Here is a 20,286-nt window from a genome sequence, read left to right on the forward strand (position 1 = left end):
TAGAATACTACTTTCTGACAAAAAAAGCAAGGCATTTAAAAACGTTTCTTTCTAAAATAATCGAGTGCTTGCTGTTTATCTTTTTCCATCTGTGCAATCAATTCATCGACATGATTGAATTTTAACTCTTCGCGAAACCGCTGATGCCACTCAACAACGACCTCTTCACCGTATATATCATCAGAAAAGTCGAATATATGTACTTCTATAGAAAGTGCATATGCGCCCGGATGGGTAAAAGTTAAATTGTAGCCGACGTTGCAAACACCTTCATACCATCGATGATTCACAAAGAAACGAACAGCGTAAACACCCATCTTCGGAATTAAGTAATCATGATTCAAATGAATATTGGCTGTTCTAAATCCAATCTTCCTTCCCCGCTTCTCACCATGGACAACTGTTCCTTTCATCGTATAAAAACGGCCTAATAGATTGGTGACAGTGGGAAAATCCCCATCTTCCAATCGTTCTCTAATCTTTGTTGAACTCACTTTTTCTTCTGATTCCGATAGTTTCTCCACAACTGAATAAGTAAAACGGCTATCAGCAAATGTCTCCATTGCCTCCATTGTTCCCTTGCCATATTTTCCATATGTATAATCAAATCCTGCCGTCACATGTTTCACATGAAGATCAACCAAATACTGATCAACAAATTGTTGTGGGGAGAGACTGGAAAAAAACGAAGTAAACCTAACAATAAATAAGTAATCTACTCCAAGTGAAGCGATCAACGCAATTTTATCTTCTAGTGGAGTAATGTAGCGCACGAGTTTTTTTTCTTTGCCAAGGACAACAGAAGGGTGGGGATCAAATGTCATGACTGCACTCTTCCATTGCTGCTTTTGAGCGGTTTGAACTGCCTGCTGTATGACTTTCTGATGCCCACGATGCACGCCATCAAAAAAACCGAGTGCGATTGATAGCGGTGGAAAATCTTTTTTTGTTAATGAATGAGGATGGTGTATTGTTACTACTTTCATTTTCTCTCACCTTTTCAACGAATCAATTTGTAAAACTTTTACTGGTTTAATGACATGAGATTTCCGTGGATGAACTTGATAAATAGCAATTGCAGACTTTCCCTCATAAAATACTACTTGTTTTTGATGGTCTGTCCACCATTCAGGTGTTGGCAATACAGCGCCATTTCTTAGTTTTGCTGCAGTATCTGCTGATACTTGTCTTTGAGGCAAATGAGAAAGTCCTTTTTCCAACGGCGCGATGATATCAGACAGTGTTCCTGCCTCCAAATGCTGCGCTAATACTGAAAAAGGTATCGCATCTGATTGAGTGAAAGGGCCAGATGCAGTTCTCGTTAAAGCTTTCATATGAGCAGGATAGCCTAACTTCTCACCGATCATTACAGCAAGTGTACGAATGTATGTACCTTTGCTGCAGCGCACTCGGAACTGAAAGGAAACAGTTTCCCCGGAAAAGCTTTGTTCGTTATGGAGAAGCCGAAGTTCATAAATAGTCACTTTTCTTGTCGGACGCTCTATATGGATCCCTTTTCTAGCGTATTCATATAATCGCTTGCCATTTACTTTGACTGCTGAATACATGGGAGGCGTCTGCAAAATCTCTCCTGTTAAAGAGTGAAGCACCTCTTCGATTTCCTTACGGGTAAATGGACGCTCAATCGGTTTTCGTTCCACTACATCCCCGGAGGCATCTTCTGTAGTGGTTGAAAAACCAAGTGTCACTTCTCCTTCATATTCTTTTCCATCATTCGTCATGTATTCTGCAACCTTTGTAGCTCTTCCTAGGCAAATCGGAAGGACCCCAGTCACGTCTGGATCTAATGTCCCTGTATGTCCTACTTTTTTTGTTTTAAGCATTTTTCGGATTTTCCACACACAATCATGTGAGGTCATTCCTGCTGGCTTCCATAATGGGAGGATCCCATCCACTTTGATTCTCTCCCTTCCCTAAAATGAACTCGTTCATTATTTGTTTTTAAATCAGGAGGAGGAGATTCCCCATCCCGCTCTCTAATGAAACAATAACATTGTTTTCGAGCGAAAAAAGGATAGACACGGTGTCTATCCTTTTTCCTGTTCTTCAAGTAAACGCTAGCGATCTTATAAAGATTCAGAATACCCTCTTCACATTAGCCCCTTGCCACATTTCTCTTGCTATTTGTCTCTAAGAGGTTGGTTCAGATGCAGCAGGAAAAGAAACGTTTTGACGGTAGTATCAACGAGGCTTTCAAGGCTTTAACATTTTTAGTTTTGTTTAACAGTAAATGCCTTTCCTCTACATTCTTTTGAATAGACTTATTTGTCTTTTTTGAACAGATATAAAAAAGGTGTTCCAAATTAGATGTCAGTGAAAGGAAACGATTATTTCTCTTCGTCTACATGTTCCGGCGCTTCTTGAATTTGCTTTAAGATCGATTCAATCCGGTTTCCATATGAAATGGATTCATCGAATTCAAATGTCAATTCTGGCGTCTTACGCAAACGAATTCGCTGGCCTATTTCTGTGCGGATAAAACCGCTCGCTTTTGCAAGACCTTTTAATGTGTCTTCCTTTTTTTTCTCGTCTCCTAGGACGGAAATATACACTTTTGCTTGTTGAAGATCCCCAGTTACTTTCACGTCTGTCACGGTAACAAACCCAACACGCGGGTCTTTTAATTTTCGAGAAATAATCTCGCTAAGTTCCTTTTTCATTTGTTCACCGACGCGATTGGCACGCAGGTTCATTATCTTCACCTCTCATCTTTCAATCTAGGTGGCATGTGCTGCGCTAGATTCGTCCTTTTTCTTACAGCCATTCATAGATCGTTTCTCCTCTTTCCCAATCAGGATAGGAATCAAGAAACTTTAACGCATGACTCAGTTCTCTTTCAGCTGCTTGTCTAGAGGACGAGACTGTTACAATGGCAATTTTAGCATGTTTCCATTCATCTTGAAAGTCTATCTCAGCTGCAGATACATTGTACTTTTGTTTAAGACACGTTAAAGCTCGTTTGAGGACTGCCCTTTTAGCTTTTAATGATTGCGAAGTATATAGGTGCCATTCACATTCGGCATAACCGATCATTTCCGTTCAATTTCCTCCATCAAGAAGGCTTCAATCACATCATTTTCTTTAATATCGTTGAAGTTTTTAATCGTGATCCCGCACTCATAACCTTGGCTCACTTCTTTTACGTCATCTTTAAAACGTCTTAGAGCATCTATTTCCCCTTCAAAAATAACGACACCATCTCTAATGAGGCGAACACCACTGTCACGTGTGATTTTTCCATCGGTTACATAACTTCCAGCAATCGTTCCAATCTTAGAAACTTTAAAGGTTTGCCTAACTTCAGCTTGGCCGATAATTTTCTCCTCATACTCTGGATCAAGCAAGCCTTTCATTGCCGCTTCGATCTCTTCAATTGCTTTATAAATAATACGATGAAGACGAATTTCTACCTCTTCTGCATCCGCAGCACGTTTTGCATTGGTATCAGGTCTTACATTAAAGCCAATCACGATTGCATTAGAAGCAGCTGCCAGTGTAATATCAGACTCATTAATTGCTCCTACTGCGGTATGAATAATTTTAATATTAACGCCTTCTACTTCAATTTTTCGCAAGGAGGCAGCCATTGCTTCTACAGAGCCTTGAACATCTGCCTTAATAATAATATTTAATTCTTTCATTTCCCCTTGCTTCATTTGCTCAAACAAATTGTCTAGGCTGACACGGGTTTTTTCACCACGTTGAGCCATTAAATCCTGCTGCGCACGGTTTTCCCCAATTTGACGAGCTGTTTTTTCATCTGGAAAGACGACAAAACGGTCTCCAGCTTGAGGAACATCGCTCAAACCAGTAATCTCTACTGGAGTGGATGGGCCTGCTTCTTTTACACGGCGGCCAACGTCATTGACCATGGCACGAACACGACCAAAAGTAGAGCCTACTACAATTGGATCGCCAACATGCAATGTTCCATTTTGTACGAGCAATGTAGCAACTGAACCGCGGCCTTTGTCAAGCTGGGCTTCAATAACAGTCCCAATAGCACGACGCTTCGGATTAGCTTTTAGCTCCTCTACCTCACTCACAAGCAAGATCATTTCGAGTAAGTTATCAATTCCTTCTCCTTGCAATGCAGAAATCGGGACAAAGATTGTATCTCCACCCCATGCTTCAGCAACAAGTCCTTGTTCCGTCAGCTCTTGCATGACACGATCAGGATTAGCCGTTGGTTTGTCCATCTTATTTACTGCGACAATAATAGGAACTTCCGCTGCTTTCGCATGGTTGATTGCCTCAATTGTTTGCGGCATCACGCCATCATCAGCAGCAACAACAAGTACAGTAATGTCGGTTACTTTTGCTCCTCTAGCACGCATTGTAGTAAATGCGGAGTGTCCTGGTGTATCGAGGAAAGTAATTTTTTTACCATTAGCTTCAATTTGGTAAGCACCGATATGCTGGGTAATGCCTCCTGCTTCTCCTGCTGTCACTTTCGTATGGCGAAGTGAATCTAGCAGTGTTGTTTTCCCATGATCGACATGCCCCATAATCGTTACGACTGATGGCCGTTCCGTTTGATTTTCTTGATCGTCTTCAGTGAAATACGTTTCGAGGTCTGTTGCATCTACTTGAATTTCTTCCTCTACCTCTACCCCGTATTCGTCAGCGATAATTTCGATAGCATCTTTTTCTAATTCCTGATTAATCGTTGCAATGACGCCTACCATGAACAGTTTCTTGATAATTTCTGATGGTTCACGATGCAGCTTCTTTGCTAGTTCTGCAACTGTTAAGGAGCCGCTGAACGTAATTTTTTTAGGCAGTTCCTTCGGTTTTTGAGGTTGTTGTAATGTATGTTGCTGCTTCTGACGTTGTTTGTTTCTGTTTCCTTTTTTATTTTTATTCCCTTGATGTTTATTGCTCCGATGCTGACCAGTTGTCTTTTTCTGTTCTTGTTGATCCGTCCCCATTTTCATTGTTGGTTTTCCTGTCCCCTTGTCTACGCGTGTTGATTCTTTTTTCACTTGCTCTTGTTTCTTTGGAGCATCGTGTTCGCTTTTTTGATGTTGTTGCTTTTTTTCCTGTTTATCCGTCTGTTGCTGCCCTTTAGCCTCGGAATCTTTATTTTCAAAAATTTTATCCAGTTTATTCATCGTTGCACTATCAATTGTTGACATATGGTTTGCAACATCGATCTTCATTTCTTGAAGCTTTGTAATGACATTCTTACTAGAAATTTGTTTCTTTTTTGCATATTCATAAATACGCATTTTATTCATATGTTCACCCCCGCCTAAGATTCATCGAGCAATGATGCAAGCTTTTTAGCAAAGCCTTCATCTAAAAGCGCTACTGTTACTCTTGCTTCTTTCCCGATTGCATGCCCAAGCAATTCTCTGTTGGCGACGTAATAAAGCATCACATTATAATGAAGACACTTATCTTGCAGCTTCTTTTTTGTGTTGAGAGAGGCATCTTCAGATAATAACACAAGCTTTGCTCGCCCGCTTCTAATTTCCTTCAAGACAAGCGCTTCTCCAGAAATCACTTTCTGTGCTCGATTTGCCAGTCCTAGTAACAGTTCCCATTGACTATTTTTCATCGGACAGTAGCTTCTCTCTTTCTACTAGCCGCAGTAATTCATCATAAAAAGAGGATTCAATCTCTGTGTGCAGCTGGGCTGCTAAAATATTTTTCTTTTTCGCTAAAAGAATAACGTCCTTATCCTTAGATAGGTAGGCGCCTCTCCCTGATTTTTTTCCTGTTGGGTCAATTGAAACTACGCCTTCCTTTGAACGGACAATGCGAATCATTTCTTTCTTTGGTTTCATCTCACCACTCATCACACATTTACGAATTGGGATTTTCTTTTTGTTTGCCATTTCCTTCACCCCTTATTCGATTTCTTCCTGCTCAAAAGAAAAGATATCATTTATCTTGTCACTTTCCGAAACATCTGTTGCATCAGATGATGGATAGATTCCAAGTGCGCGTGCATCAGACTCGCTTTTAATATCGATTTTCCAGCCTGTAAGTTTTGCAGCAAGACGAGCATTTTGTCCACGTTTTCCAATAGCAAGCGACAACTGATAATCAGGAACAACAACAGTCGTTGCTTTTTCTTCTTCTTCTACCATCACTGTTAGCACTTTTGATGGACTAAGGGCATTAGCAACAAAAGTCACAGGATCATCTGTCCATTCGACAATATCAATTTTTTCGCCTTTTAATTCATTGACGATCGCCTGCACCCTCGCACCCTTAGGCCCAACACACGCTCCAACAGGATCCACTTCTGGATTATCCGTGTATACGGAAATCTTTGAGCGATCTCCAGCTTCACGTGCAACAGATTTAATTTCTACTGTCCCGTCATATATTTCTGGCACTTCAATTTCGAAAAGTCTTTTTAGAAGGCCTGGGTGTGTACGCGATACAAATATTTGCGGGCCTTTTGTTGTTTTCTCTACTTTCGTAATATATACTTTAATACGGTCATGAGGCTTGTATGCTTCGTTCGGCATTTGTTCACTTTGTGAAAGCAGCGCTTCAATTTTCCCAAGGCTTACATAAATAAAACGAGGATCCTGCCTCTCGACAATCCCTGTCATGATATCATCTTCACGGTCAACAAATTCAGAATAGATAATTCCGCGTTCTGCTTCACGGACACGTTGGGTTACTACTTGTTTCGCCGTTTGTGCAGCAATTCGACCAAAGTCTTTCGGTGTTACTTCAATCTCCACAACGTCTTCTAATTCATAAGCGGGATTAATGGCTCGTGCTTCTTCTAATGAAATTTCCAATCGCGAATCAAATACCTCTTCAACGATATCTTTGCGAGCAAATACACGCATCGTACCAGCTTCTAAATTTAGGTCAACACGGACATTTTGTGCTTGATTAAAGTTTCTTCGGTATGCAGAAACCAATGCCGCTTCAATTGCCTCAATAATGACCTCGCGAGAAATGCCCTTTTCTTTTTCCAAAACCGTTAGAGCATCAAGCAATTCTGAGCTCATGAAAATGTCATCCCCTTTCTCGATTAACCACTCGTAATCTCTATCATTTTCATCTTTAACAAGTAGAAGCTGTCAATATTTAAAAAGAAACGGCTAATCTTGCTTTTGCCACTTTGCTGTATGGTATGTTTATTGTTTTTTTTCGAGTTTTGATGGTGATTTCTATCTCTAATGCCTCTCCATCAAAAGTTAGTAGTTTTCCCTCAAATATCTTTTCATTATCGATTGGTTCGTATGTCTTTACGTGAACAAACTTTCCAATTGCCTGTTGAAAATCCTCCGCTTTTTTCAACGGACGTTCTGCTCCAGGTGATGAAACCTCTAAAAAATAATGATGTGGAATCGGATCCACTTCATCTAATTTTTCGCTCAAACGTTCACTGACAATCCCACACTCTTCAATATCAATTCCGTTCTCTTTATCAATGTAGAGGCGAAGGAACCAATTTTTGCCTTCTTTTACATATTCAATGTCCACTAATTCCAGTTGCATCTCTTCTAAAATTGGTGTAACAAGTTTCTCTGCAACGTCTGTTACCTTGCTCATACTTACCTCCAGAAATATTGATCTTCATTTTAAGACTATACCCTAAATCTCCTGCTTATGGTTAATTGAACCAATAAAGACTCCAACGGATGCTTATGTTCTTGATCCGTTAGATGTGGGATAATCGGAGACAATAGGAAAGAGTGGGGGGCACCCACTCTTTAAATTCAGAGAGTTATCCATAGTATTTCCAATTAAAATATACCATAGACATTGTTTTTTTGCAAATAGCATCCCGTGAATTACTCACCACTTATTGACCTTGCGGTCTGATTGAAGTGGGAGCTTCTTGGGAACTAGATACTTTTGTTAGCTATCTATATTTACCAAGCTATAAGGGCAGTCCCTGCCCCTAGAGAAAATACTAACTACATGGCTAGTTTCAGCAAGTTCTTACTTGCATTCACATCCCTGCCAATACAAGATGGTAATGCAAGAGAAAGACTGAGTGTTTGTTACGATCTAATTTCATAGTGCTATCAACTCCATATTGTATAGACTGATTATAGAACAATATTTTGGCTTACGCCAACCGAAAATTCATCTCCCACTTTCATTAGGCTATGCCCTTCACATTTAGAAGTGAGAAAATTCTTTTCGGAAATCAAGTTAAAAGAAAGATAATTGGTTTTGCTCTGGCAATGCATCTAAACATCCTTGTTTTTCGAGAAATTCAATAATCGTTTTCGACACTTTCCCACGCTTTTGCAAATCTTCCTTCGATAAAAACTCGCCCTCTTCTCGAGCTTGTACAATATTTTTAGCTGCATTCGTACCGAGTCCAGGAATGGCATTGAACGGTGGGATAAGTGTATCGCCATCAATTAGGAACTCTGCAGCGCTAGAACGATATAAGTCTACTCTTTGAAATTGAAAACCGCGCTCGCACATTTCCAGCGCAATCTCTAAAACCGTCAGCAAGCTTTTTTCCTTTGCAGACGCATCAAGTCCTTTTGCATGAATCTCTTCCATCTTTGCCCTTAATGCTTGGGAGCCGCGGATCATTGCTTCCAAATCAAAATCTTCTGCCCGTACTGTGAAATAAGCTGCATAATAGAGGAGCGGATGGTGGACTTTAAAATAGGCAATGCGAACCGCCATTAAAATATAAGCAGCAGCGTGTGCTTTCGGAAACATGTACTTAATTTTTTTACAAGAATCAATGTACCATTCAGGGACTTCATTCTTTCGCATTTCTGCTTCAAATTCCGGCGTCAATCCTTTCCCTTTTCGCACCGATTCCATAATCTTAAATGCGAGCGATGGTTCCAATCCTTGGTAAATTAAATAAACCATTATATCGTCGCGGCATCCTATTACGTCTGATAATGTACAAGTTCCATCTTTAATGAGCTCCTGAGCATTACCCAGCCAAACATCTGTCCCATGCGAAAGGCCAGAAATTTGAACGAGTTCAGAAAAAGTCGTTGGTTTTGTCTCTTCAAGCATCTGGCGTACAAATCGGGTTCCGAGCTCTGGGACGCCTAGCGTACCTGTCTTACACATAATCTCCTCTTCTGTCACTCCTAAAGGTGCTGGGCTGCTGAAAATTTCCATTACTTCAGGGTCATCCGTTGGAATTGTTTTCGGATCAATGCCGCTTAAATCTTGCAACATACGAATAACAGTCGGGTCATCGTGTCCAAGTATATCGAGTTTTAGCAAATTATCATGAATCGAGTGAAAATCAAAGTGTGTTGTTTTCCACTCAGAGGCGTTGTCATCCGCTGGATATTGTATAGGTGAGAAATCGAAAATATCCATATAATCAGGAACGACGATAATACCGCCCGGATGTTGGCCAGTCGTTCGTTTTACTCCCGTACAGCCTTGAACAAGCCGATCGATTTCTGCTCCGCGGATTGTAAGATCATGGTCGCTGGTATATCCTTTTACAAAGCCATAAGCAGTTTTATCTGCAACTGTGCCAATCGTTCCTGCTCGATAAACATAATCTTCGCCAAAAAGTTCTTTCGTATAATGATGAGCACGAGGCTGGTATTCACCAGAAAAGTTTAAATCAATGTCCGGGACTTTATCCCCTTTAAAGCCAAGAAATGTTTCAAACGGAATGTCGTGTCCGTCTTTTCTGTAAAGTGTCTGGCAGTTTGGACAAGATTTATCTGGAAGGTCATAGCCTGAGCCAACAGAGCCATCATTAAAAAACTCGGATTTTTGACAGTTTGGACAGACATAATGCGGCGGCAATGGATTGACTTCTGTAATATCTGTCATCGTTGCCACAAATGATGAACCAACAGAACCTCGGGAACCAACTAAATAACCTTCATCCAGCGATTTCTTGACAAGCTTATGGGAAATTAAATAAATAACGGCAAAACCATGTCCAATAATACTTTTTAACTCTTTTTCCAAGCGGGCTTCGACAATTTCGGGCAATGCCTCTCCATAAATCGATTTTGCCTTCTCATAGCTCATTGTTCTTATTTCTTCATCTGCCCCATCAATTTTTGGAGTGTAAAGATCGTCTTTAATTGGCTTAACAATTTCAATGCTGTCAGCAATATTATTTGTATTCGTAACCACGACTTCTTTTGCTCTTTCTGCACCTAAAAAAGAAAAAGCTTGCAGCATTTCGTCCGTTGTTCGGAAATGAACATCAGGAAGTTGATGGCGATTTAAAGGATTTGCACCGCCTTGTGAGTTAATTAATATTCTCCGATAAATCTTATCCGTTGGATTTAAATAATGAACATTGCCAGTAGCAACGACAGGAATCCCCATTTTCTGGCCAAGATTCGCTATATTCGTAATAATTTCCTCTAATTTCTCTTCATTTTGGACAAGTTCCATTTCAATAAGTGGAGCATATACTTCCTTTGGATGAATTTCAAGGTAGTCATAAAAATCAGCTTTTTCCTCTGCTTCCTCTACCCCTCTTTGCATCATGCTTTCAAAAATTTCGCCATTGCTGCAGCTGGAGCCAACGAGAATACCTTCACGATATTTGTTTAATAGTGATCTCGGGATTCTCGGCACCCGATAGAAATATTGCAAATGAGAAATAGAGATAAGCTTAAATAAATTTTTTAAGCCTGCTTGACTTTGTGCAAGCAAAGTACAATGAAACGGACGAGCCCGTTTGAAAGCATCGCCTTCTCCCATATGGTCATTGAATTGATCATGGTATTCGATGCCTTTCTCCTTTGCATCTTTAAGCATTTTTAAAAGCAAGTAGCCGGTTGCCTCTGCATCATAGATAGCGCGATGATGCTGTGTCAGTTCAATATCAAAACGCTTCGCCAATGTATTTAAGCGATGATTTTTGAATTGCGGATAAAGAAACCTTGCTAGTTCTAGCGTATCAATAACTGGATTTTTTGCTTTTCCAAGACTTATTTTTTGATAGCCTGTGTTTAAAAAACCCATATCAAAAGCTGCATTATGGGCAACGAGCACATCATTATCAGTCCATTCATAAAAATCTTTTAACACTTCTTCTGGAAGTTTGGCATCTTTCACCATATCATCCGTAATACCTGTCAGTTCAATTGTAGTAGCAGATAGTGGATGACCAGGATTCGCAAAAGCTTCAAATCGATCAATGATTTCACCATTATTAATTTTTACTGCAGCTAGTTCAATAATCGTATCATAGACAGCAGAAAGACCCGTCGTTTCTACGTCAAAAACAACAAATGTATCATCTGCTAGTAATCTATGAGCATCTTGATAAGCGATCGGTACACCGTCATCTACGACATTCGCTTCAATTCCATAAATAATTTTAATATCATGCTTGTTGCCAGCATGAAATGCTTCTGGAAATGCTTGTGCAACTGCATGATCGGTTACTGCTATTGCTTTATGCCCCCATCTTTTTGCTTCGGCTACATATTCACCTATAGAAGTAACAGCATCCATCTGGCTCATCGTCGTATGTAAATGCAGCTCGACTCTCTTTTCCTCAGCAGGGGCAAGATCCATTCTTAGTTTTGGCTTTATTTCGTTGATGTCCTGGGCAATCATAACGAGATCACGAACAAAGGTATCATTTTGAATACTTCCGCGAGCACGCACCCACATGCCCTTTTTTATATGGTTAAACAAAGATGCATCTTCCTTATCGCGAGAAAACATTTTCACCATCATTGAGTTTGTATAATCTGTTAGCTTAAAAGTTAACAAGGTTCTGCCGCTTCTTAGTTCTCTCGTCTCTACAAAAAAGATATATCCTTCCACAGCGATACGTCTTTCTTCATCAACGATATCAACTAGCTTATGAACTTCATCCTCCTTAATGGTATAACCGATCGTTAAAGGACCTTGCAGTGCATCTTTTGCATCTGTCTCTTTTTCAGATTCTCGTTTTTTCATTTCCATCATTGCTTGTTGAGCACGTTCTGCATCTTCTTTTTGTTTTTCCTCAAGAAATTTTGCATAATCATCATCCTGCTGGCGCTGCTTCCCTATTTCTGTCTCAAAAATCAGCGTTGGGAAACCAAAACTTTCATACATACGTGTAATCTGATCTCCATATTTCTGTTTTAAAGCGCGCGCCTCGGTGTCGTGCCGCGCTTGAATGATAAGCTTATTTCCATTCAAACTTGGCTTCTGGTCTTTTAATAGTGAGTGGAGCATTGGGGACATGCCTTCTAAGCCTTGGATGCAAAGCTGCCAATAATCCAACACAAATGACTCTGGATAATCATGTTGTCTTACACGTGCAGTGAATGCAACAGCAGCAATATGACGAAATGTCATTTCCAGCTGCTGGCTAAAACGCATGAATAAATTGATTGGCAAGATACGTTCAAACACGAAGTGAAAGTGCCATTCTCTTCGCTTCTTATCCACAACGAGCTTTTCAATTTCACCATCTTTAAAATAGGGCATGATTGTATCATCTGTTAGTTGCAGCTGCTGCAGCAAAATGAGAAAGCGTTCTTTCTCAGCAGTGGGATTACTTGTCATTTTTTCTCCCTCCTGTCTATACTTTCAAGAAAAAGGTACCTGTTTAGGTACCTTTTTAATCGAAACATCATCGTTTAAGTGTGTAACAATATTTTTTCCGAGGTCCTTTTCTTTAAAAAGTGGTACAAAAAAGCCTTTTTCATTGAAAAAAGATTCATATATGAAGACGATTTTTTTGCTTTACTGATCAGTAATGACTTCAGTCCTTTAGTCAGATGTCAAATCGTACAGTTATTCAATAAGCTTAGTATAACCGTCTATTGGTTATCTTTAAAAAAAGCATGAAGCTCTTCAATAAGTGCTTCTTTCTGCACTTCAATTGATTCGCCAGTTTTTCTGTTTTTCACTTCAATAATGCCATCAGCTGCTTTTTTTCCAACAGTAATCCGAATTGGCAAGCCGATAAGATCCGAATCAGTAAATTTAACTCCAGGCCGTTCCTTGCGATCATCAAGCAGCACATCATATCGGTGGTCTCTCAAAAAATCGTAAAGCTCATTTGTCAATGCAGCTTGTACGTCGTCCTTTACGTTGATCGGAATAAGATGAATATCGAATGGCGCTAGATTTGGCGGCCATATAAGTCCGTTGTCATCGTGAAATTGTTCAGCAACAGCTGATAATGTTCGTGAAACTCCTATGCCATAGCATCCCATCAACATCGTTTGTTCACGGCCATTTTCATCTAAAAATACCGCATGCATTGGCTCACTATACGTACTTCCAAGCTTAAATATATGCCCAACCTCAATGCCTTCTGCAAATCGAATAGTCCCTTTTCCATCAGGAGAAGCATCGCCTTCTTGAATAAAACGAAGATCAGCATATGTTTCCACATTAAAATCACGGTTAAGATTTACATTTATGTAGTGATAATTTTCTTTATTCGCACCGCATACCCCATTTACCAATCCTTTTACCGCTTGATCGGCAACTACTTTTATATTTGTCTTTAAGTTGATAGGGCCTAGCGAGCCGACGCGGCAGCCAAGGATCGCTTCTGTTTCTTCTGGTGTTGCCAATTCTACTTGATCTGCATCAAGCACATTTTTTAATTTAATTTCATTAATATCATGATCTCCACGGCAAAGCACTAAAATATGTACGTCATCTGCCTTAAAGAGCAATGATTTAATGCATTTTGCAGGTGCTACAGATAAAAATTCAGCTACTTCTGCAATTGTTTGTTGATTTGGCGTTTCCACTTTCTCTAATGATCTTGGTGCTTCATCTGATGTGTTATGCTCATAAAGAACTGGCGCCATTTCAATATTAGCTGCAAAATCAGAGCCGTCAGAATATACAATGGTATCTTCACCAATTTCTGATAATACCATAAACTCTTTTGTATCTTTGCCGCCAATTGAACCCGAGTCAGCAATTACAGCACGAAAGTTCAATCCGCAACGCTTAAAAATATTTGAATAAGCAACATACATTTTTTCATATGTTTCGTCTAAACTCTCAGCAGTTGCATGAAAGGAATACGCATCTTTCATAATAAATTCGCGGCCACGAAGCAATCCAAAACGCGGTCGTTTTTCATCGCGGAATTTTGTTTGAATTTGATAGAGTGTTAACGGCAACCGCTTATAGGACTTAATTTCATCACGTACGATTGTTGTAATTACTTCTTCATGAGTAGGTCCTAGAGTAAAATCACGTTCATGGCGATCTTTTAACCGCATCAGCTCAGGGCCATAGCTTTGCCAGCGTCCTGATTCCTGCCATAATTCTGCCGGCTGCAGCGCTGGCAATAGTAACTCGACACCTCCAGCACGTTCAATTTCTTCACGAATAATGGTTTCAATTTTCCTTAATACTTTCCTTGCAAGCGGCAAATAGCTGTAAACGCCACTTGCTGTTTGGCGAATAAATCCCGCTTTCAGGAGAAGCTGATGGCTTTTTACCTCTGCATCAGCTGGCACATCACGCATTGTTGGAATCAATGTCATACTTTGCTTCATAACTGCACCTCATTCTTTTTTATCCCGTCTAAATAATTGAAGTGAGAAATGGGAAGCGAGTCTTTTCTCACTTCTCATATCTCACTAGGTTGCATATTAAGTCTTCATCTCATTTTATAAGAAAAAACGCTGAATATCATTCCATGTTACGACGATCATTAATAGCATAAGCAACGCAATGCCGATAATATGAACCATCGTTTCCTTGTGGCGATCAACCGGTTTTCCTCTTACTAATTCAACGAGTAGGAACATAAGACGCCCGCCATCAAGTGCTGGAATCGGCAATAAGTTCATAATGCCTAGATTAATGCTTAATGCTGCCGCCCATCTCATTAATGATACAAGCCCTGATTTCACAAACGTTTCTGTTGACACGTAGATGCCGACAGGACCAGCTAGCATATCAATAGAAAACTGTCCTGTAATGATAGTCCCTAGAATACGGAAAATCTCTATTGTCCAAAAGTAAGTCGCTTCAAAACCATATGTGGCCACCTTCCAAAATGATCTTTCAAGCGGACTTTGAACGCCAATTAATCCATACTCTTCGCCATCGATCTTTTCCACTTTTGGTGTGACTGGTATCTCTAAGGTTCGGCCTTCTCTTTCAATAGTAAAGACCAGCTCATCTCCTGGATGTGACCGAATTTCCTTGACAACATCATTCCATGTAGAAATTTCACCGCCATCTATGCTAATGACGATATCGCCCTCTTGAAAACCTGCATCTCTAGCAACACCGTCGTCCGTTAATTTTCCAAAAACGGGATCTTCTACTGGCACTCCTTGCATAATCGCTAGAACAGTAAAAATCAAAATGGCTAGTACAAAATTCATCATCGGTCCAGCAAAAATAGTCATGATTCGATGGCCTAAAGATTTGGAGCCGAATTGACGATCCCACGGAGCAATTTGAGAAGACATTTGATCCTCAATGATAACAGCTTCCTTTGACAGTGGGAAAGTTTTTAACACTTCATCATCGGCTTCCTCATAGCCGCGAATAAAAAGCTCATGCTCTAAATCAGCAGACTCGACTTCTAAATTGCGGACGTTGGGATAACGGTCTTTTCCGCTTATAATGATTTTTTCAACGACTTCTTGTTCGTTTAAGATGAGCCCAACCCGATAGCCTGGCTTTAGTTCGATCATTTCAGGGTCTTCGCCTGCCATTCGAACGAATCCTCCAATTGGAAGCAATCGAATCGTATATGTCGTTTCATCTTTTTTATAGGAAAAAATCTTTGGTCCGAATCCAATCGCAAATTCGCGGACGAGTATGCCTGCTCTTTTAGCAAAAATAAAATGTCCGAATTCATGGAAGGAAACAAGCGTGCCAAAAATGATAATAAAGGCTATTACTGTGCTCAAATGCATAACCACCTTTTATAAATTTAATCAATAAGGGAGCCTACATAGACCCGTGTTTCCTGATCAACTGCACTAATTGTTTCTAAATCAGGCTGTTTAATGCCTTGATGTCTGTTAAGAGCAGCTTCAATCAATGATTCAATTTGTAAAAATGAAATTCTTTTTTGAAGAAATGCCTGAACAGCCACTTCATTTGCTGCGTTCAATACTGTTGCTGTCGTCCCGCCTTCTTTGCCCGCTTCAAATGCCAATTGCAGACAGTAAAAACGTTCTAAGTCCATTTCTTCGAAGTGAAGTTTGCCAATTTCTGCTAAATGAAGCTTTTTCGCTTGTTTGAGAGGCATTCTATCTGGATATGTAAGTGCATATTGAATAGGTACCCGCATATCAGGAGTCCCCAACTGGGCAATAACACTGCTATCTTGGAACTCCACCATCGAATGAATAATGCTTTCGTGATGAAGCAACACGTCTATTTGCTCATATGGTATTCCAAATAGCCAATGTGCTTCAATGACTTCCAAGCCTTTATTCATCATTGTGGCAGAATCAATTGTTAATTTTGCTCCCATAGACCAATTAGGATGCTTTAAGGCATCTTCTACCGTTACATGTTGCAATTGATCCCTCGATAACGAGCGAAAGCTTCCGCCAGACGCTGTTAAAATCAAACGATCTATTTGTGATTTTTTTTCACCTTGCAAGCATTGGAAAATAGCGGAGTGTTCACTATCAACAGGAAGCAAATCAACTTGATGCTCCTTTGCCGCAGCCATCACTAGATGGCCTGCTGTAACCAACGTTTCCTTATTCGCAATCGCTACTTGTTTTTTTGTTTGAATAGCCATTAAAGTCGGATGAAGCCCAATGCTGCCAATTACCGCATTTAGAAGCAAATCGGAAGGATAGACAGCTGCTTCTATTAAGCCTTCTTCCCCATATGAAAATGTTATGTCTGAGGAATATTCTTTACGTAATTGTTCATAATCATCCTTATATTGAACAGAAACAAATTCAGGTTTAAATTCTTTAATAATTTTTCTTGTCAACTCCATGTTGCGGCCAACAGAGATTGCCTTCAAATGGAATTTATCAGGATATGCCCGTATGACATCTAATGTCTGGGTTCCAATGGAACCAGTAGCTCCTAATAAACTAATATATTTCATCTCTTTTTTCAACTCCAAACATCTTTGCCTTTACGCTTACCTTGTTCCGAGAATTTGCCAAAAAGATTCTTTAGAGTGTTATTAAAAAGCCTAGTCTTTCGTTTTTACGTTATTAATGAAATAAAGATCTCTGGCAAAGACAAACAAGACTTATAACAAACACAGTTCTACTTTTTGTTACGATAATACGCTTACGATCTTGATAAAGTAGCTTATCCTGTTACTACTTTTAATAAGTGCAACAAGGGAAGCACAAATAATAGGCTATCAAAGCGGTCTAAAATACCACCATGTCCAGGCAAGATGTTGCCTGAATCTTTTACATTATAATAGCGTTTTAAAGCCGATTCAACTAAATCACCTATTTGTCCAAAAATTGATAATATCACCGTGAAAATAAGCAGTTTCCACATCGCAATATCCATATCTGCAAAAAGAGTGAAGAGCAGGGCTACAATCATCGCAAAGCCAATGCCGCCAAAAAAGCCTTCTACTGTTTTGTTTGGACTGATTTCAGGCCAAAGTTTCCTTCTGCCAAAAGACCGTCCAACAAAATAGGCCCCTGAATCAGTCATCCAAATAAGCAGCAAGGCAAAAAGTATGTATGTCATGCCTGCCTCTCTTGTTTCAATTAAGTAATAAAAACCGATGCCTATGTAAAACACACACATCAATGAGGAAGCGACATGTTCAAACGTACATTTATTCTTTGAAATTACCGTATAGGTTAAATAGAGAATGACTGCAATGAACATACATTCTAGTTTAGACAAGCCGATGTAGTCCATTACTACAATATATTTGCTTGGTATTAAAATAATCCATAAAGCAAGAAAAGAAATACATCCTGGAATAGAAATGATTTTTTCTTTTCGCATTCGGAATATTTCATATAAGGAAATGGATGCTAGCAAATAGGTCATAAACATAAAGGGCAGCTTCCCATAGAAAACAAAGGGCAGAAAAACAATTAATGCCACTATTGCTGTAATCACTCTTTGTTTCATATCTTAAAACTCCTCACTTTACAAACCGCCATATCTTCTCGAACGATGCTGAAATCCTTCAATGGCTTCGATCAGCTGTTCTTCGCGAAAATCTGGCCAAAGGACATCCGTAAACCAAAATTCTGTGTAGGCAAGTTGCCAAAGCATAAAATTGCTCAAACGAATTTCTCCGCTTGTTCGAATTAATAGATCTGGATCAGTTAGTTGGTTTGTCATTAAATATTTGGAAAATAATTCTTCGTTCATTTGATTTTCATTTATTATACCATTTTTCACATCATCAGTAACCTTCTTTACCGCTTCAATGATCTCAGATCTCCCTCCATAATTAAGCGCAAAATTTAAGACAAGTCCATTATTATCTTTTGTATCATAGATTGCCTTTTCAACAGCTGCTAATGTATGTGCAGGGACATGTTCTTTATGGCCCATCATTTTTACTTGGACATTCTCTTCAATTAGTTCTGGAAGAAAAGTTCCTAAAAACTCTCCTGGAAGCTTGAACAAATATTCCACCTCATATTGTGGACGTTTCCAGTTTTCTGTAGAGAATGCATATAAAGTGAGTATTTGAACACCTAGCTGACTTGCCATTTTTGTGATTCTTTTAACCACTTTCATGCCCTCATGATGACCTGCAATTCGTGGAAGTGCACGTTTTTTCGCCCACCTTCCATTGCCGTCCATAATAATAGCAATATGTGCTGGTATTGGATGCTTTTTCACTTTTTCAATTCTTTCCTCTAAGCCAGCGCTATTTTTAGAAGTAGTCCATAACTTCATTTTATTTAACATCACAAGTCCTCCACTTGAAATCCTTACCTATAATTCTTGCTGCACTTACTATCATACCAAAAAAAAAGATTCATATCTCTATTCATTTTCAAAAATAAAAAATCCCTTTTATATAGACAAACAGCAAATGTTTCAAAACTGTCTACATAAAAGGGATTATATCAAAACGGAAGCAGTAATTTTATACTTCCATGATTTCCTCTTCTTTTTCTTTCGTAATTTGGTCAATTTGCTTAATATGATCATCTGTTGCTTTTTGAATATCGTCTCCATAGCCGCGGAGATCGTCCTCAGTTATATCACCGCTTTTTTCGAGTTTTTTCAACTCTTCATTGCCATCACGGCGTACATTTCTTACAGCAACTTTTGCTTCTTCTGCTTCTTTTTTCAAGAGCTTGACAATTTCTTTCCGACGCTCTTCTGTTAATTGCGGAATAACGATCCGAATAAGAGAGCCATCATTGCTAGGTGTAATGCCAAGATCTGAGCGTAAAATTGCTTTCTCAATATCCCCAAGAGAAGATTTATCATAAGGCTGGATGACTAACATTCTTGGCTCTGGTATGGATATCGAAGCTAACTGATTAACAGGTGTTGGAGCTCCGTAGTAATCAACAGTAAGCTTGTCTAACAAAGAAGCGTTTGCTCTGCCGGCGCGAATGCTCGCGAGCTCTCTTGTAAAAGCTTGAACTGCTTTTGTCATTTTGTCTTTTGTTCTTGCAAGAACTTGCTTCGCCATTAATTTTTCCCCCTAACTGTAGTTCCAATTGTTTCGCCCATTACGGCACGCTTAATGTTCCCTTTTTCAGTAAAAGAAAAAACGATCAGTGGAATATTATTGTCCATGCATAAAGATGAAGCTGTTGAATCCATTACTGTTAAGCCGTCTTTTAGTAGATCTAAATAAGAAAGCTCATCATACTTCGTCGCACTTTTGTCTATCTTTGGATCAGCGGAGTAGACGCCATCAACATTATTTTTTGCCATTAGAATAACTTCTGCTTCAATTTCAGCTGCCCGTAATGCAGCTGTTGTATCGGTTGAAAAATACGGATTGCCTGTTCCAGCAGCAAAGATGACAACACGTTTTTTTTCAAGATGGCGGATAGCACGACGGCGAATATATGGTTCTGCCACTTGCCGCATATCAATCGATGTTTGAACGCGGGTTTCGATGCCCATTTGTTCGAGGCTGTCCTGAAGCGCCAAGGAGTTCATTACCGTTGCAAGCATCCCCATATAGTCAGCTGAAGCACGATCCATTCCCATTTCACTTCCGATTTTCCCTCGCCAAATATTTCCGCCGCCAACGACAACTGCGACCTCTACTTGCAGCTCTGCCACTTCCTTAACCTCTTCGGCAATTGATTTTATGACAGATGGATTGATTCCAAAGCCTTCACTGCCAGCCAGCGCTTCTCCACTTAATTTTAAGACGACTCGTTTGTATTTTGGGGTGCCCATATGTACCTCCAATATGTGTATGTA

At 39.6% G+C, this 20,286-nt stretch carries 17 protein-coding genes; all 17 read right to left on the reverse strand.

The window, feature by feature from the left end:
- Positions 1–35 precede the first annotated feature (35 nt).
- The 17 genes from ribF to pyrH all read right to left on the reverse strand — a co-directional run bounded on the left by ribF (position 36) and on the right by pyrH (position 20,262).
- The gene (gene ribF / locus J2S08_RS08020; protein WP_307228373.1) at positions 36–986 is read right to left on the reverse strand and encodes a bifunctional riboflavin kinase/FAD synthetase; all 951 of its coding nucleotides are present in this window, start codon (positions 984–986) and stop codon (positions 36–38) included.
- Positions 987–992: 6 nt separating this feature from the next.
- The gene (gene truB / locus J2S08_RS08025) at positions 993–1,916 is read right to left on the reverse strand and encodes a tRNA pseudouridine(55) synthase TruB (RefSeq protein ID WP_307228375.1); all 924 of its coding nucleotides are present in this window, start codon (positions 1,914–1,916) and stop codon (positions 993–995) included.
- A gap of 432 nt (positions 1,917–2,348) precedes the next feature.
- On the reverse strand, positions 2,349–2,714 hold the full coding sequence (gene rbfA / locus J2S08_RS08030; protein ID WP_307228377.1) for a 30S ribosome-binding factor RbfA: 366 nt from the start codon (positions 2,712–2,714) through the stop codon (positions 2,349–2,351).
- Between the two features lie 61 nt (positions 2,715–2,775).
- A complete protein-coding gene (locus J2S08_RS08035) occupies positions 2,776–3,054 on the reverse strand; it encodes a DUF503 domain-containing protein (protein WP_307228379.1) in 279 nt (92 codons plus the stop codon).
- Positions 3,051–5,261, reverse strand: a complete 2,211-nt coding sequence (infB, locus tag J2S08_RS08040; RefSeq protein WP_307228380.1) for a translation initiation factor IF-2 — start codon at positions 5,259–5,261, stop codon at positions 3,051–3,053. Before infB ends, J2S08_RS08035 begins: the two co-directional genes overlap by 4 nt.
- A gap of 14 nt (positions 5,262–5,275) precedes the next feature.
- Positions 5,276–5,584, reverse strand: a complete 309-nt coding sequence (locus tag J2S08_RS08045; RefSeq protein ID WP_307228382.1) for a YlxQ family RNA-binding protein — start codon at positions 5,582–5,584, stop codon at positions 5,276–5,278.
- Positions 5,574–5,864, reverse strand: a complete 291-nt coding sequence (gene rnpM, locus J2S08_RS08050; RefSeq protein ID WP_307228384.1) for an RNase P modulator RnpM — start codon at positions 5,862–5,864, stop codon at positions 5,574–5,576. Before rnpM ends, J2S08_RS08045 begins: the two co-directional genes overlap by 11 nt.
- A 12-nt stretch (positions 5,865–5,876) precedes the next feature.
- The gene (nusA, locus tag J2S08_RS08055) at positions 5,877–7,004 is read right to left on the reverse strand and encodes a transcription termination factor NusA (RefSeq protein ID WP_307228386.1); all 1,128 of its coding nucleotides are present in this window, start codon (positions 7,002–7,004) and stop codon (positions 5,877–5,879) included.
- A gap of 79 nt (positions 7,005–7,083) precedes the next feature.
- Positions 7,084–7,551: a ribosome maturation factor RimP gene (gene rimP / locus J2S08_RS08060; protein WP_307228388.1), complete on the reverse strand. Its 468-nt coding sequence runs from the start codon at positions 7,549–7,551 to the stop codon at positions 7,084–7,086.
- 609 nt (positions 7,552–8,160) lie between these two features.
- On the reverse strand, positions 8,161–12,486 hold the full coding sequence (locus J2S08_RS08065) for a PolC-type DNA polymerase III (RefSeq protein ID WP_307228390.1): 4,326 nt from the start codon (positions 12,484–12,486) through the stop codon (positions 8,161–8,163).
- A 257-nt stretch (positions 12,487–12,743) separates the two neighbouring features.
- On the reverse strand, positions 12,744–14,453 hold the full coding sequence (locus J2S08_RS08070) for a proline--tRNA ligase (RefSeq protein WP_307228392.1): 1,710 nt from the start codon (positions 14,451–14,453) through the stop codon (positions 12,744–12,746).
- A 114-nt stretch (positions 14,454–14,567) separates the two neighbouring features.
- Positions 14,568–15,827, reverse strand: coding sequence for an RIP metalloprotease RseP (rseP, locus tag J2S08_RS08075; protein ID WP_307228394.1), 1,260 nt, complete (start codon positions 15,825–15,827; stop codon positions 14,568–14,570).
- Between the two features lie 23 nt (positions 15,828–15,850).
- Positions 15,851–16,996, reverse strand: coding sequence for a 1-deoxy-D-xylulose-5-phosphate reductoisomerase (locus J2S08_RS08080; protein WP_307228574.1), 1,146 nt, complete (start codon positions 16,994–16,996; stop codon positions 15,851–15,853).
- A gap of 212 nt (positions 16,997–17,208) precedes the next feature.
- Positions 17,209–18,003, reverse strand: coding sequence for a phosphatidate cytidylyltransferase (locus J2S08_RS08085; protein ID WP_307228396.1), 795 nt, complete (start codon positions 18,001–18,003; stop codon positions 17,209–17,211).
- Between the two features lie 18 nt (positions 18,004–18,021).
- Positions 18,022–18,798 carry an isoprenyl transferase gene (locus J2S08_RS08090; protein ID WP_307228398.1) on the reverse strand — a complete coding sequence of 259 codons (777 nt, stop codon included), beginning with the start codon at positions 18,796–18,798 and terminating at the stop codon, positions 18,022–18,024.
- 181 nt (positions 18,799–18,979) lie between these two features.
- The gene (gene frr / locus J2S08_RS08095) at positions 18,980–19,537 is read right to left on the reverse strand and encodes a ribosome recycling factor (RefSeq protein WP_307228399.1); all 558 of its coding nucleotides are present in this window, start codon (positions 19,535–19,537) and stop codon (positions 18,980–18,982) included.
- Positions 19,537–20,262: a UMP kinase gene (gene pyrH, locus J2S08_RS08100; RefSeq protein ID WP_307228401.1), complete on the reverse strand. Its 726-nt coding sequence runs from the start codon at positions 20,260–20,262 to the stop codon at positions 19,537–19,539. Before pyrH ends, frr begins: the two co-directional genes overlap by 1 nt.
- Between the last annotated feature and the right edge of the window lie 24 nt (positions 20,263–20,286).

Source organism: Bacillus chungangensis (assembly GCF_030812995.1).
GTDB classification, from domain to species: Bacteria; Bacillota; Bacilli; order Bacillales; family Bacillaceae_C; genus Bacillus_CF; species Bacillus_CF chungangensis.